The sequence below is a fragment of the Collinsella aerofaciens ATCC 25986 genome (genome assembly GCF_010509075.1).
GTDB classification, from domain to species: Bacteria; Actinomycetota; Coriobacteriia; order Coriobacteriales; family Coriobacteriaceae; genus Collinsella; species Collinsella aerofaciens.
This window is the reverse complement of record NZ_CP048433.1, coordinates 187,619-201,742: the sequence shown is the minus strand read 5'-3', so window position 1 is coordinate 201,742 and position 14,124 is coordinate 187,619. Positions and strand designations below refer to the sequence as shown.

The following is a 14,124-nucleotide window of genomic DNA, read 5'->3' as shown; positions in this document are numbered from 1 at the left end:
GGGGCCTGTTTGGGAAACTTTGGGACGGAATTTTGCTTTATTGTGGGTCGCACTTTCCGCAACGTGCCTCAACCGGAAAGCGTGTCCCAGTATTTGCGCTCGAAATGGGATGGGGTTTCCGCCGTCCGCCTGCTAGCAAAAAGGCCTCCGGAGCTGCTGCTCTGGAGGCCTTTCGTTTACTTGCAAATGCGCACGTTAGTTGTTCTTGGTCAGACGCTCGACGTCGTGGGCGATCATGTATTCCTCGTCGGTGGGGATGACCATGACAGTGACGGCGGAACCGGCGGCGCTGATGACCTGCGGGCCGTTGCCCACGGCCTCGCGGTTCTTATTGTTGTCGATGCGTACGCCCAGCCACTCAAAGCAGTCGCAGAAGGCCTTGCGGATCGACCAGTCGTTCTCGCCGATGCCGGCGGTAAAGGTGATGGTGTCCACGCCCGCCATGGAAGCGATCATGGAGCCAGCCTGCTGCATGGCCTTGTAGGCGAACATATCGAAGGCGAGCAGGCAGCGCTCGTCGCCCTCGGAGGCGCGTGTACGGATGTCGCGGGCGTCGTTGGAGATGCCCGAGATGGCAAGCAGGCCGGACTGCTTGTTCATCATGTCGTCGACTTCCTGGTAGCTGTAACCGCCCTCGCGCTGCAGGTAGCATACGGTAGCCGGGTCAATGGAACCGCAGCGGGTGCCCATCATCAGACCGTCAAGCGGCGTGAGGCCCATCGTGGTGTCGCGGCACACGCCGTCCTCGATAGCAGCAAGCGAAGCACCGTTACCCAAATGGCACGAAAGCAGACGGTGGCAGCGCGAACCCAGGATCTCCTTGGCCATCATCCACTCATAGCGGTGGCTCGTGCCGTGAGCGCCGTACTTGCGCACGTGGTACTTGTCGCACACGTCCTTGGGCAGCGCGTAGGTATAGGCGACCTCGGGCATGGTCATGTGGAACGAGGTGTCAAAGACGGCCACGTTGGGCAGCTCCGGATACTTCTCGCGGCAATATTCGATTGCCGCGGCCTCGCCGTAATTGTGCAGCGGAGCGAGCGGGGCCACCTCAAGGATCTCAGCCATGACCTCATCGTCGACGACCGCGGAATCATCGAAGTGCCAGCCGCCCTGAACGATGCGATGCCCAATGCCATCAATCGTAAAGTCGGTCTTCTCGAGCTCCTCGAGCACGCGAGCGATAGCAGAGCGATGATCGGGGAAAGGGACCTCCTCGGTCTGCTTGGCGCCACCGTTCTCGGAGTGGCCAAAGATGCCCATGTCCGAACCGATACGTTCGCAGTTGCCCTTGGCGAAAACCTCTCGGGTATCGGTATCCAAAAGCTGATATTTAAGGCTTGAGCTGCCGGCGTTGACAACAAGTACGTTCATGAGACTCCTTTGCAGTGCAATACGGTCGACGCAGACCTCTTAAGGCGGCCGCATTTTAATAAGAAGTTATCATATCTTGATAAATAGCTATCAGCATATCGCCCAACGAGCGCAAAAGAGGGGCCGAACGGCGCTCGGTCGTCCAGCCCCTCCCCTCTTGCAATTACTTGCCGTTGACGATGCGCTCGACGTCGGAAGCGATCATGAACTCCTCGTCCGTAGGGATGACGAAAATCTTGACCTTGGAATCCTTGGCGGACAGGCACCAAGCGCCGTCGCCACGCAGGGCATTACGGGCGTGATCCATCTTGACGCCCATAAAGGCCAGACGATCGGCCACGCCAGCGCGAACGGCCGGAGCGTGCTCGCCGATGCCGGCGGTAAAGACCAGGGTGTCCATGCCGCACATGGAGGTGGCCATCTCGGCGGCCTTAGCGGCAATCTTGTAGACGAACATATCGAAGGCGAGCTGAGCCTCGGGGTCACCAGCAGCGGCGAGCTCCTCAACGTTGCGGCAGTCGTTGGTCTTGCCACCGGTCACAGCCAAAAGGCCAGACTTCTTGTTCATCATCTCGTCGACCTCGTCGAAGGTGTAGCCACCCTCGCGCTGCAGGTAGCACACGGTAGCCGGGTCGATGGAGCCGCAGCGGGTGCCCATCATGACGCCGTCGAGCGGCGTCAAGCCCATGGTGGTGTCCATGCACTTGCCGTCCTCGATGGCGCACAGGGAAGCGCCGGAGCCGATATGGCACACGACGACCTTGCGGGCCTCGCCGTTGGTCATCTCGGCGACCTTCTTGGAGATGTAGCGATAGCTGGTGCCGTGGGCGCCGTACTTACGGATGTGCAGCTTGTCGCAAACATCCTTGGGAAGGGCGTAGGTCTTGGCGACCTCGGGCATGTTGAAGTGGAAAGCGGTGTCGTAGACCGTGACGTTGGGCAGATCGGGATACTGCTCCAGGCAGTACTCGATAACGTTGGCCTCGGGGTTGTTGTGCAGCGGCGCCAGCGGGGCGACCTCGCGAATCTTGGCGAGGACGTCCTCGTCGACGAGGGAGGAATCACCAAAGTACCAACCGCCCTGAACGATACGGTGGCCGATGCCCTCGATCTTGACGCCGTTGGCCTCAAGGTCCTTCAGGACGACCTCGATGGCGACCTTGTGGTCGGGGAACTCGATGTTCTCGGTCACCTTCTTGGAGCCATTGGCAGCATGGGTGAAGGTACCACCGGTAAAGCAGACGCGCTCGCAGGAGCCCTTTGCGGACACCTTATGGGACTTGGTGTCGATGACCTGATACTTAAGGGTCGAAGATCCCGCGTTGACGACCAGAACGTTCATGTGTCTCCCTACTAACAGGCGGTGTGGCGCCGCCAGGTTACATACGCTTCAATAATAAACCCAAACGCCCTCGCGCTCGGGTTTATTGCGTTGATATATAAGTTATCGGTGCCTAAATACTCATGGCCTTTGACTTGTAAGACGAAATAGCGCGGGGATATACACCAGGGAAGAAATCCCGAGCGCAACAAGCAATACGACTCGAATGCCCGCGATGCTGCTCAACGCAGCATTGAACAGATAGAAAAGGATGGCACCCACCGCCACCATCTGGCTTTGGACCGAAATCAGTGAACAGCGCATCGAAGAATCGACAGCATTTTGAAAAATTGAGTATTTAATTGGAGCAAATAACGAGTACGCGACCGTCTGCAGTACATAGAACACGGGCAGCAAATAGACCGGAGTAAAGGGAATCAAAAACAGAGCAGCCAGGGAAAGGCGCACGATGCCGCAAATACGCGCAAAACGGCCCTTGTCGACATGAGCAATCACACTGGGCACAATAAGCCCCATGGAGGCCGAGGCAAGAAGCTGGACCGCAATGATCACACCCGAAGCGACGGCATTCATTCCGCGACCCGCAAGCAACAGTGAGAAAAAGTCTTCCAGGGCGACAAAAGCAAATGCCTGAGAGCAGTCCATGATGAACGCTGAACGAAGAATGCCGTTACGCGCAATAGCGGCACCGATCATCTTCGGGCTAATTCCACGCTTAGGTGTCGCTGTAGTGTCCCCTCTTCGCATCTCAGGAATGCAGACAACGACAACCAACGTCAACACCATTGCGATGATATCTGCCAAAAGACCAATGAGATACGCGCCAGCGGACGAAATGAAACCGCCCACACAAGCGGAGAGGGCATAAGAGGCATAGAAAACAAATCGCTCAACGACATTAAGCCTTACGAGCTGGTCCAGAGAGACGCTGTCAATGTAAATCGCTTCCATGGACCCGCTCATACATGCAGCGGCAAAACCTTTGAGAGCAAACGCGCCGATTAAAAGCAGAGGAGAACGGACGAGAAGCAGGGCGGCGTAGTATCCAAGCATCCCCACGACGCCAACGAGACCACTTGTCTTTCGTCCAAACCTATCGGCAATATAGCCAGTGGGAACTTCAAGGATGAACTTGCTCACTTGATATGCAATCATCATGCTAGAAATCGCCACCATCGAGAATCCGACGAATTCAAGGTAAACCGTCAGAAAATACAAAATGGTGCTGAAGTTCGACAGAAAAACAAACGTCATATAAAGCAAAACCGTACGGTTTTTCATGCTCCGCCCTCGGTACCGTCAAGATTCTTTCGCAAATTGATTTAGCCGTCTCCGGCCCCGTCCTCTTCTAGCCCTCCGCCTTTCCCCTCAGCTCGTCCATCTCCTCCAGCTTCGACATGTCCAAGTACCTCCTCTTGCCCCACTCGTGCTCCACTATGTACTTCAGCCTCGCCGTCACCAACATCAGAGCCGAATTGCCGTCTGGGAAGGTCCCGACGACCCTCGTCCTCCTCCTGATCTCGCGGTTGATGCGCTCGATCCCGTTGTTCGTCCTGATCCGGCGCCAGTGCTCCGGTGGGAATTCCGTGTAGGCAAGCGTCTCGGCGAACCCGTCGCGCACCGTCCTCGCGGCCGCCCCGAGCCTCATCGATTCCAGCTCCTCCGCCACCTCCTCGGCTTTTCTGGCGCATGCCTCGCGCGATTCCTGCGCGTGGATCGCCTTCAGCATGCGCGCCGCGGCCTTCCGCCTGGTCACGGGAACCCTTCCCAGCACGTTGCGGTAGAAATGCACCGTGCAGCGCTGGTAGCGGGCCCCGGGGAACACCTCCTCGAGCGCACCGAGCATCCCCGCGCACTTGTCGCCGGTGACGAGCCGTACGCCGGAGAGCCCGCGTCCCTTGAGCCAGGAGAAGAATTCGCGCCAGGACTCCGCGGACTCGGTGTACCCCTCGGAGCAGCCGATGACCTCCCGGTCGCCGGCGGAGTTGACGCCGATGGCGACCAGCACGGCCACGTTCTCGTAGGACCCTCCCCAGCTGCGCTTGAGGTAGATACCGTCGACGAAGACGTAGGGGTAGCCGCCCTCGAGCGGCCTCTGCCGCCATGTCTCGATGGACGCGAAGGCCCTCTCGTTGAGGTTGGAGACGGTGCCGGAGGACACCGGCGCTCCCCACAGGAGCTCGGAGACGTCCTCGATCCTCCTGGTGGAGACGCCCGCCAGGTACATCTCGACGATGGCCTCCTCGACCGAGGTCTCGCGCCTGCGGTAGCGCTCGATGACGGCCGTCTGGAAGGTCGCCCCGCGGAGCTTCGGCACGCTGAGCTCGACTTCCCCGGCGCCCGTGACGAGCCTCCTCGTGTAGTGGCCGCTGCGGTAGGCCTCCCGGCCCGCCGTCCTCTCGTAGCGCTCGGCCCCGACGAGCTCGGACGCCTCCTCGTCGAGCAGTGCGTTGAGCGTCTCCTCGACGGTCTTCCTCACCAGATTCTTTATGTCGTTGCGCAGCGACTCCTCGTCGACTGATACGATGTTCGCAGACACGGCCCGTGCCCCCTTCGTCGGTGATTTGTTGTTTAGTCGCTAGAAATCATATGACGGGGCGCGGGCCGTGTTCCGCTATGCGGTTGTCAATTTGCGAAAGAAATTATGCGTCACCCCGCCCTCCAAGAGTCAACAATCTAAATCGGAATCTTGGAAAAGCATGAGGGCAAAGCCGTCAGTCATGTGTTACAAGGCGTCAACATTCACTTGACGACACGAGGCCAAATGGCCTCACGAAGCAAGATGACGCAATAGGTGAAGAAATACCGTCTGGTGTCGATCGGTCCAGGCATTTTGTCGATAGCAAAAGTAGATGGGCAAGGCTACGTCATGCGAACCTTCAATAGAGTACTCGCTCACTTCCGACCCATCTGATGCGAGAGAAGAGCCAGAAAAACCCAATATCAATCCCCCGGCTTGAAGAAACTCAGCCTGCGCTCTGTTTCCGTATTCGACGTCGCGGAAGCGAAAATTGACGAGCTGGGCTTCAGGGCATTGATTGATTGCATTGAGACAGGGTGACAAATTAATGGGAACAGCGAGCCTGCCGCCCAGTAACTCACGAATGGTCATAGCGTCAACAGATTGATGACCAGCTGGGCATGAAAGAACCTTGAGCTCCTTTTCACCCAAGTATTTCGAAGAAAGGACACTATCCCTTGGTTCCTCAAATGAGATGGCCGCATCCGAAATGCCAAGCACAAGTGATTCAAAGCATGTGGCCGTTGGCTGATGCCAAACATCAAGGTGAATCTGAGGGTGCGAGCTTTCAAACGAGTCATACCAGTTTTCGGCAAAAAGACGCCCCCGCCCATGAAGGCAGGGGGCGTAAAGACGGAAGTGGCCGTCGGGCGAAACGCCGTCGTCCCTCGATTGGGCGTACTTTTTGAGATCGTCGACTTGTGCCAGGATCACGCGTGCACGACGCGCAAATTCTCTGCCCGCCGGAGACAAAACAGCCTCCCCCGCCGATCGGTCGAGCAAAACAATCTGATACTCAGATTCCAACTTTTTGATTGCCGACGAAACGGCCTGCGGACTCACATGAACCGCGCGAGCTGCTTTGCGCACGCCGCCATGGTTCGCTACCGCTTGAAGGTATTCGAGTTGAGAAAGCTGCATAGGTTACTCCAAAGGCAGCCAAGTCGACGGGCTACGCGCCCTCAGATGAGGTTCTCGCCCAGGTTCTTGCCGCCGAGGATGTGCATGTGGAAGTGCATGACGGTCTGACCGGCATTGACGCCCTTGTTGGAAATGACGCGGAAACCGTCCTCTAGGCCCTTGGCCTTGGCGACCTCCTGGATGGCGTGAGCCATGGCGCCCATGGTCTCGGCAGGCACGTTGTCGGCGATGTCGCTGTAGTGCTTCTTGGGGATCACGAGCGTGTGGACCGGCGCCTGGGGGTTGAGGTCGTCGAACGCGATGACCTGATCGTCCTCATAGACAACGGTCGAGGGGATCTCGTGGTTGGCAATTTTGCAGAAGATGCAATCACACATGGTTGGTTCCTTTCTCACAGACCAAGGTAATTATATTTGGTCGGGATGGTTAGAACGAGAGGTTGTCGTCGGTGTTGGCGGCCTCGCCGTCGGCGAGCACGTCGTTGCCGTCGACATCCTTAAGGAGCACCGAGACCTTCTGCTCGGCATCGGACAGGCGGGTGCGCAGGCTTTTTAGAAGCTCAACGCCGCGGGTATAGCTCTCGAGCGACTCCTCGAGCTCCATATCGCCCGACTCCAAGCTGCGGATGATGAGCTCCAGTTCCTGCGAGGCCTGCTTGTACGTAAGCTGCTCGACCGGGGTCTTCTCTGCCATATCTGTTTCCTTTCCTAAAGGTTTTCGCTATGAAACGCGGACTACTCGACTGTATCGACCGTTGCCGCCACGTTGCCGTCTGCCATGCGCACGCGAATGGCGTCGCCGGGCTTAAAGGTCTTGGCACTCGTAGCCACCCCATCATCGCTGTACGCGATGGAATAGCCACGGGCAAGCACCTTGAGCGGCGACAGGGCATCGAGCGACGCGGCAGCTCGGCCCAGATCGGACGCAGGTTTGCTGAGCATCGTGCGCCCCTGATGCTCCAGGCGGGAACTCGCAAGCGTGAGCGCATGGCGTTTACCATCGAGCCCTGAAGTGCTTGCGACCAAGCGCTCGGGCAGACGCTCGAAGTTGGAGCGGAAGGCCCCAACCGAACGCGTTATGGCGCCGGACAGACGATCGGCCGTCAGGGCAAGCTCAGACTCGCGGCGCTCGACCATAAATGTGGGGTCGTTGAGGCACGGGCGGCACGCGGCCGCATCGAGCGCGTCGCCCAGACGAGCCGTATAGGTGTCCCAGGCACGACGACCGCGCTGGTCGAGCATTTCCAGATCGACCTGATCCGACCCGATCATCGAAGCCATCGCGGCGCCCAGACGCTGATGGCGCGTCTCGAGCACGTCGGCCAACTCCGTCATAGCCGGTGCCACCGATTCCGCCGCTGCCGTTGGCGTGGAGGCGCGACGGTCGCTCACCATATCGCAAATCGAGGTATCGGGCTCATGGCCAATGCCGGTCACCACGGGCACAGGACAAGCCGCCACCGCGCGGGCAAGCTCCTCGTCGTTGAAGGTCATGAGGTCCTCAAAGGAGCCGCCGCCGCGCACCAGCAAAATGCAATCCGGCGCCGGCGTAATGGCGGCGGCACGGTGCAGCCCCTCGATTAGCTCTGCCGGTGCGCCCTCGCCCTGGACCTTGGCGCCCACGCAGACGAGCTCGACGAGAGGGTTGCGACGACGCAACGTGCGCTTGACGTCGTCGATTACGGCGCCCGAAAGCGAGGTGACGACCGCCACGCGGGAGCAGAACACCGGGATGCGGCGCTTGCGCGCTTCGTCCATCAGGCCCTCGCGGCGTAGCTTTTCGGCCAGTTGCGCCACTTGTTGACGCAGCAAACCCTCCCCCGCCAGCGAAAACGAGCGAGCGACAAAGCTCATGCGGCCCGTGGCCTTATAGAGATTGAAGCTGCCCTTAAAGCTCACCTGCATGCCGTCGCGCAGATCGAACGTGCGCTTGAGATAGGCGCCCTTCCAAATGATGCAGTCAACGGCGGCCGAATCGTCCTTGATCTGGAAATAGCAGTGACCGCTTCGGGCGTTAGGACCACGAAAACCTGTGACCTCGCCCAGAACGCTCAGCTGCGGAATGGCATCGAGCGCACCGGCGGCGATCTCCACCGCCTGGCTCACGCTGAGCTCCTTGCGCTCCTGATCGTCCGAGCCGTCAAACTCGGCGGAAACAGCATTGCCGGTTAGGTTCCAGCCTGCCACGCAGCCTCCTTTCGTTATCGAGCACAGAGGCTCCGGCCCCGTGCGAAATTAAGTCCAACACATAGTACAGCGCCGCGGGGACACGAATCCCCGCGGCGCCCAGTGACCCAATTTGTTATCGGTTGGAGTTTCTGTTGTAGCGAGCCATAAGGTAGAGCAGCTGAATAATCGAAGTGAGCGCTGCGGCCACATAGGTAAGCGCGGCTGCCGTCAGTACCTTCTTGGCGCCGTTGACCTGCTTGGAGCTCATGCCCGACTGCTCGATGTACGCCACAGCACGTCGGCTGGCGTCAATCTCGACAGGCAACGTAACGAGTTGGAACAGCACACTAAACGAGAAGAAGATCAACGCGAGGGTCGTGAGCCCGGCAATGTTCATAAACAGGCCCAAGAGTAACACGATGGTCCAGGTGTTCTGGGTAAAGTTGACGACCGGCACGAGGGCGGTACGCACTTTCATCATGGCATAGCCGCTTTGACGCTGGGCGGCATGGCCCGCCTCGTGGCAGGCGACGGCAACGCTTGCGACCGAACCGCCCGAACGGTTGGCATCCGACAGATACAGGTTGTTGTCCTGCGGGTTGTAATGGTCGGTGAGCTCGCCAGCGACACCCTTGATACCCACGGCGCTACAACCGTTGGCATCGAGCATGCGGCGAGCGACTGTGGCACCCGTATCGCCGTCCGAGCGAACCTTGGACCAGGTTTTGTACGTCGAGTTGATATAGTTCTGTGCGGCAAGGCCAAGCACCGTGCAGACAAGAACAACCAGCAGGTACAGCGGGTCGATGCCAAAGCCGTATCCATAGTAATAAGGCATGCGAATTCCTCCGAATCGAGTTACACGTTGGAGGCATTTTACCCATTCGACTGACCAGCAAATCAACATCAATGTTTTGGCAATGTCAGCGAAAACGGCCGAGAGCGAGCAAGGTGACGTGAAAGAGAAGCGACGCGTACTTTGGTACGCGAGCGACGATTGAACGTCAGATTGCCGCTCTCGGCCGTTTGCAGCGTCGAGCTGTTACGCGGTTTGGTAAAACCGCGTAACTATATACCTACAGCAATTCGATTTTGCCGTCCTTCACGGTGAGTCCCATATTGCCGGAAAGCAGATCGTCTAGACGCGAACCCACGAGCTCAAAGCGCCAGCCTTCGCGCAGGGGGCTCTGCTCGGGATGCTCAATGTAGTCGGCCAGGTCATCGCGCGAGGCAATGACCGAGGTCGCCACGCCCGAGCGCTCGGCAACTAGGCGAATGAGCGCATACATCAGGTCCGTCACGCTCTCCAACTCCGGCGAAATCTGACGGTGCCCGCGCACCATGAGCGGCAGGCGATCGTGCGGGCAGCTCGCGCCGCGCTTGATGGCCATGAGCGCACCGTCCACGTCGCGCTCCCCCAACTGATCGGTACCGCGAATGCTACGGAACTCCTCAACGCGCACGGGATTGCGCTTAACGAGCGCAAGCAGCGTGTCGTCGGACATGACCCACTTGCGCGGGATGTTACGGCGCTCGGCGCGATCCTCGCGCCAAGCGGCGAGCTCGCGCGCGATGCCCAACTGGTGACGGCTACACGAATTGATGCGTTTGACCTTGCGGAACGCCTCGTGGCGATCGGCGCGATAGTGCGACTCGTCAGCCAGCGGGCGCAACTCGTCGAGCACCCAGTCCACACGGCCCAGCTCGCGCAGACGGCTCATCATCTCGGTATAGGCGACGATCAGGTACTTGACGTCGTCGATCGCATACTCAATCTGCTTATCGGTCAGCGGGCGGCGCGACCAGTCAGTCAGCGACTCGGTCTTGGGCAGCGATACACCGCAGAACGTCTGAACAAGCGCGCCATACGAAATCTGCTGGCGCTCGCCCAAAAAGGCGGCGGCCACCTGCGTGTCAAAAATCGGTCGTGGCAGCACGCCCACGGTATGGAGCATGACCTCCATATCCTGCGAGCACGCGTGGAAGACCTTGGTCACGCTCTCGTCGGCCATAAGCTCGGCCAGCGGCGATAGGTCGTCGATTACCAGGGGATCGACCGCGACGCTCTCAGCAGGGGTGGCAATCTGAACCAAACATAGACGCGGATGGAACGTGCGCTCGCGCAAAAACTCGGTATCGACGGCAATCGCGTCGAACTCACGGGCGCGCTGGCAAAAGTCGAGTAGAGCCTGATGTGTGGAAATGTACATATCAACCCATCGAATAAGGTTAGGCCCGAAAAACACGGGTAGGATATCGGCATTGCCTTACAACTATACTCGGTTAGTCACAGAACGGGAACGTAAGTATGCGCTGCCTTATCATCCACAACCCGGCATCGGGCCCCAGCTCAGATGAAATCTTCGCATTCACGCACGCCCTTGCACAGGGCGGCGACGAGGTCGTGATGCGCTTTATCGGCGATGGCATGGAACCCGAGGACGCCGTGGCAGACGTGCGCGAGTTTGACCGCGTGGTCGTTTCGGGCGGCGACGGCACTGTCTCCAACGTGCTCGACCAGATGCGCGGATGCGGTGTCCCCACGCTCGTCTTCCCCTCCGGTACGGCCTGCCTGTTCTTCAACAACATCGGCAATGCCCCCGAGGCGGCGGCGCTCGCCAAGGCCTGCCGTGCCGGTCGCACGGTCAAAGTCGACATGGGCGAGCTCTTTTGGCTCGACGAGAACGGCAACGAGAAGCGCCACGGCTTCATCATCATCGCCGGCTCGGGCTTCGACGCCGAGATCATGATGAAGGCCGCCCCCACCAAAAACGACATCGGCGAGATCGCCTACTTCCTCTCTGCGCTCGCCACGCCCAACCCTACGGTAGCGCACTTTACGATTGAGCATGACGGCATTGTCGAGGAGCTCGACGGCATCTGCTGCATGGCCGGCAACACCTCGGTCATCCAAAACGACATCAACCTGTTCCCCGACTGCCGCATGAACGATGGCATGGTCGACATTGCGGTCATCGAACCCGTGCGCACCGTGCAGCTGCTGCCTACCGTGATCACCGCTGCGCTTGACCCCGCCGGCAAGGTACTCGGGCGCCCGCAGTTCAAGATCATCCAGACCAAGGAAGCCAAGATCACCTGCACCCCGTCGCTGGGCATGCAGTTCGATGGCGAGATCATCTCCAGCAACTCGGGCGTCTTTGGTGCCCGCGCACTTCCGCAATGCCTCGACCTCATCGTCGACGAATTCTCACCGCTCGGAAAATAGGAGGACCTCATGAACGACAATCCCCTGCTCGGCTTTATCGTCATCGTTTTGGCCATGCTCGTCGGCTATGCGATCAACGTGATCCACCGCCGGAAGAAGTAATTCCACATTGGTATGATATTCATCCGATTATCATCTCCCCCGCTGTTTATGCATTTGCCAAACAGCGGGGGATTTTTCATTTCGGTATTTCCAGACGCTTTATCCAGATACAGTAATTGCAGGGCGTCTTTATTTGGCTAAAGCTACAGACTGAGTATAATTAACCGCTCATCGTATATTTCATTACGCTTATCGAGTAAGTATTTTTCATAGATGAATATTGTTTCCGATTCGTTACGCTAAGGGAGTGTCTTTATTGGCTGAAGCCCTCTGGCGACAGAGGGCTTTCGCACGCTGGGAGGGAAAATGAGGAAAACTCACCCCGTCAACGCGCTCAAGAAGTTAGGCATAGGCCTCGCCTTTGGAGCTGCAACCATCATGTCCATGCCGACCTCTGCGCTCGCCTGCACGCAGATCTACATGGGCAAAAACCTAACGGCCGATGGCAATACGTATTATGGCCGCACCGAGGACGTTGGCACACGTTACCTCAAGCACTATGGCATTGAACCCTCGCATGGTCCCGGCCATATCTACGGCTCAGACGAGTCCGACTTCGCATACACCTCGACCAAGACCACATATCGTTATAGCTACGTGCGTGACCACCCTTCGCAGTGGCACGGACGCTGGGACGCCTACTCCGAAGCGGGAATTAACGAGAAGGGCGTTTCTTGCTCTGCCACGCTGAGCACGAGCATGAATGACGAAGCAAAGGCCGCAGATCCCCTGACCAAAACAGGCATCAGCGAATACGTCTACGCCGGCGTCATCCTTGGCGAGAGCGGCACGGCCCGCGAGGGAGTCGAGCTCATCGGCAGGCTCATTAACGAACAGGGCGCCAACGCCAACGACCAGCTCATTATTGCCGACAACAATGAGACCTGGCTGTTCGCCGCGCTTTCCGGCCATCAGTGGATTGCCATGAAGTCGACCGATGATATCGCGTCGCTCAATCCCAATATCAGCAATCTCAACTTCAAGGTTAACCTCGATGACACCGTAAACTGCATTCACTCCGAAGGCATTAAGTCCCTACCTGAAGAAAAGGGTTTCGCCAAGTATTTCGACGACGGACAGTTCGATGTTGCCCAGACCTACGGTTCGCCCATCGACAAAACTTCCGTTCACGCTTGGTCGCGCTACGTCCAGGGCCGCGATTACCTTGGGGCTCCGCTTACTGAGGGCACCGACTATGAAATCGTCCAGGACACTAGCGAAAAACCGCGCGCTAAGGTTGGCGCCATGGTAAATGAAATGCAGCCGCTGTTCTTCCAACCCGAAAAGTCCGGTTGGAATACTTTTGAACTTATTCGCGCCTTTGGCAATCGTGGCGAAAACGTTCCCGGCCTCAGCGCCAACACCGATGGTGCCTATTGCATCGGCACCGAGCGCAACGGTGAGGCCCATCTCTTCCAGATTCGCAACGGCCTCAACCCTGAAATTGCGACCATCCAATGGGAGATGCTCTCTCGAGCTGAATTCTCCATCGCCATCCCGCTGTACTCCGCCCTGATGACCGAGGTCAGCCCCTACTTCAGCGACCAGACCGTATCTTTCGACCACTGCGATGAAACAGACGTCGTAAACAACGAAGAGCCTGAGAACTCCATCAACTACGTCTTTATGGACATCAGCTCGCTTGCCTTCGAGAATCGTGCCACCCTCGGTGCTGGCGTCCATGCCTATCTTGACGCCCTCCAGAATGAGCTCATCGAGCAGAACAAGGAAGTTGACGCCGCCATGCTGGCCGAGACGACCACCGAGGGCCGTACTGCCCTGGCCAACAAGGCCGGCAAGGCTGCCACCGAGAACACCTACAAGAAGTGCAAGGCCCTGCTCCAGGAGATGCGCGCCTATCAGAAGGCCGAAAACTTCGACCAGCCCTTCACCCCGAGCGACCTGAACACCGAGACCAACGGCCTCAAGGTGTCCATCACCTACGCCAAGGACGCTCTTGCCACCGACCCGGTAACCCCGGATCAGCCTGGTACTCCCGAGCAGCCCGGTACCCCCGAGCAGCCCGCTAAGCCCGAGCAGCCCACCACCAAGCCCGAGAAGCCTGGCAAGTCGGACACCACGACCACGGTAACCACCAACAAGACGAACACCAAGGGCGGCCTGCCCACCACCGGTGATCGTTTTGATGGCCGCATGGTGGCCGCATTCGCCATCGCTGGCGTTGCCGTCATCTCCGCGGGCGGTTACTTCCTCTACCGTCGCAATAAGGGGTAACGTCTTAGCTGAGCGG

Annotated in this window: 12 protein-coding genes; 2 read left to right on the top strand and 10 right to left on the bottom strand. The window is 58.6% G+C overall.

Going from position 1 to position 14,124, the window contains the following annotated elements; genetic code table 11:
* Positions 1 to 195: 195 nt before the first annotated feature.
* The 10 genes from GXM19_RS00920 to rnd all read right to left on the bottom strand — a co-directional run bounded on the left by GXM19_RS00920 (position 196) and on the right by rnd (position 10,755).
* Positions 196 to 1,374, bottom strand: coding sequence for an acetate/propionate family kinase (locus tag GXM19_RS00920; protein WP_006234303.1), 1,179 nt, complete (start codon positions 1,372 to 1,374; stop codon positions 196 to 198).
* A gap of 163 nt (positions 1,375 to 1,537) precedes the next feature.
* Positions 1,538 to 2,716, bottom strand: a complete 1,179-nt coding sequence (locus GXM19_RS00915; protein WP_006234305.1) for an acetate/propionate family kinase — start codon at positions 2,714 to 2,716, stop codon at positions 1,538 to 1,540.
* Positions 2,717 to 2,836: 120 nt separating this feature from the next.
* Positions 2,837 to 3,997: an MFS transporter gene (locus GXM19_RS00910; RefSeq protein ID WP_006234307.1), complete on the bottom strand. Its 1,161-nt coding sequence runs from the start codon at positions 3,995 to 3,997 to the stop codon at positions 2,837 to 2,839.
* Positions 3,998 to 4,064: 67 nt separating this feature from the next.
* Entirely contained in the window at positions 4,065 to 5,255 is a 1,191-nt protein-coding gene (locus tag GXM19_RS00905) for an IS256 family transposase (protein ID WP_040358202.1), read from the bottom strand.
* A gap of 231 nt (positions 5,256 to 5,486) precedes the next feature.
* Complete coding sequence (locus GXM19_RS00900) at positions 5,487 to 6,377, bottom strand: LysR family transcriptional regulator (RefSeq protein ID WP_006234309.1); 891 nt, start codon at positions 6,375 to 6,377, stop codon at positions 5,487 to 5,489.
* 41 nt (positions 6,378 to 6,418) lie between these two features.
* Positions 6,419 to 6,754 carry a histidine triad nucleotide-binding protein gene (locus GXM19_RS00895; RefSeq protein ID WP_006234310.1) on the bottom strand — a complete coding sequence of 112 codons (336 nt, stop codon included), beginning with the start codon at positions 6,752 to 6,754 and terminating at the stop codon, positions 6,419 to 6,421.
* A 49-nt stretch (positions 6,755 to 6,803) separates the two neighbouring features.
* Positions 6,804 to 7,070 (bottom strand): exodeoxyribonuclease VII small subunit, encoded by a 267-nt coding sequence (gene xseB, locus GXM19_RS00890; protein ID WP_006234311.1) that lies wholly within the window; start codon positions 7,068 to 7,070, stop codon positions 6,804 to 6,806.
* Between the two features lie 41 nt (positions 7,071 to 7,111).
* Positions 7,112 to 8,563, bottom strand: coding sequence for an exodeoxyribonuclease VII large subunit (xseA, locus tag GXM19_RS00885; protein ID WP_040358332.1), 1,452 nt, complete (start codon positions 8,561 to 8,563; stop codon positions 7,112 to 7,114).
* A 115-nt stretch (positions 8,564 to 8,678) separates the two neighbouring features.
* Positions 8,679 to 9,383: a zinc metallopeptidase gene (locus GXM19_RS00880; protein ID WP_006234314.1), complete on the bottom strand. Its 705-nt coding sequence runs from the start codon at positions 9,381 to 9,383 to the stop codon at positions 8,679 to 8,681.
* A 238-nt stretch (positions 9,384 to 9,621) separates the two neighbouring features.
* Positions 9,622 to 10,755 (bottom strand): ribonuclease D, encoded by a 1,134-nt coding sequence (rnd, locus tag GXM19_RS00875; RefSeq protein ID WP_006234315.1) that lies wholly within the window; start codon positions 10,753 to 10,755, stop codon positions 9,622 to 9,624.
* A gap of 98 nt (positions 10,756 to 10,853) precedes the next feature.
* Between rnd and GXM19_RS00870 the strand changes: the two genes are divergently transcribed.
* A complete protein-coding gene (locus GXM19_RS00870; protein ID WP_006234316.1) occupies positions 10,854 to 11,771 on the top strand; it encodes a diacylglycerol/lipid kinase family protein in 918 nt (305 codons plus the stop codon).
* A gap of 408 nt (positions 11,772 to 12,179) precedes the next feature.
* Positions 12,180 to 14,108 carry a C69 family dipeptidase gene (locus GXM19_RS00865; protein WP_006234319.1) on the top strand — a complete coding sequence of 643 codons (1,929 nt, stop codon included), beginning with the start codon at positions 12,180 to 12,182 and terminating at the stop codon, positions 14,106 to 14,108.
* Positions 14,109 to 14,124 lie beyond the last annotated feature (16 nt).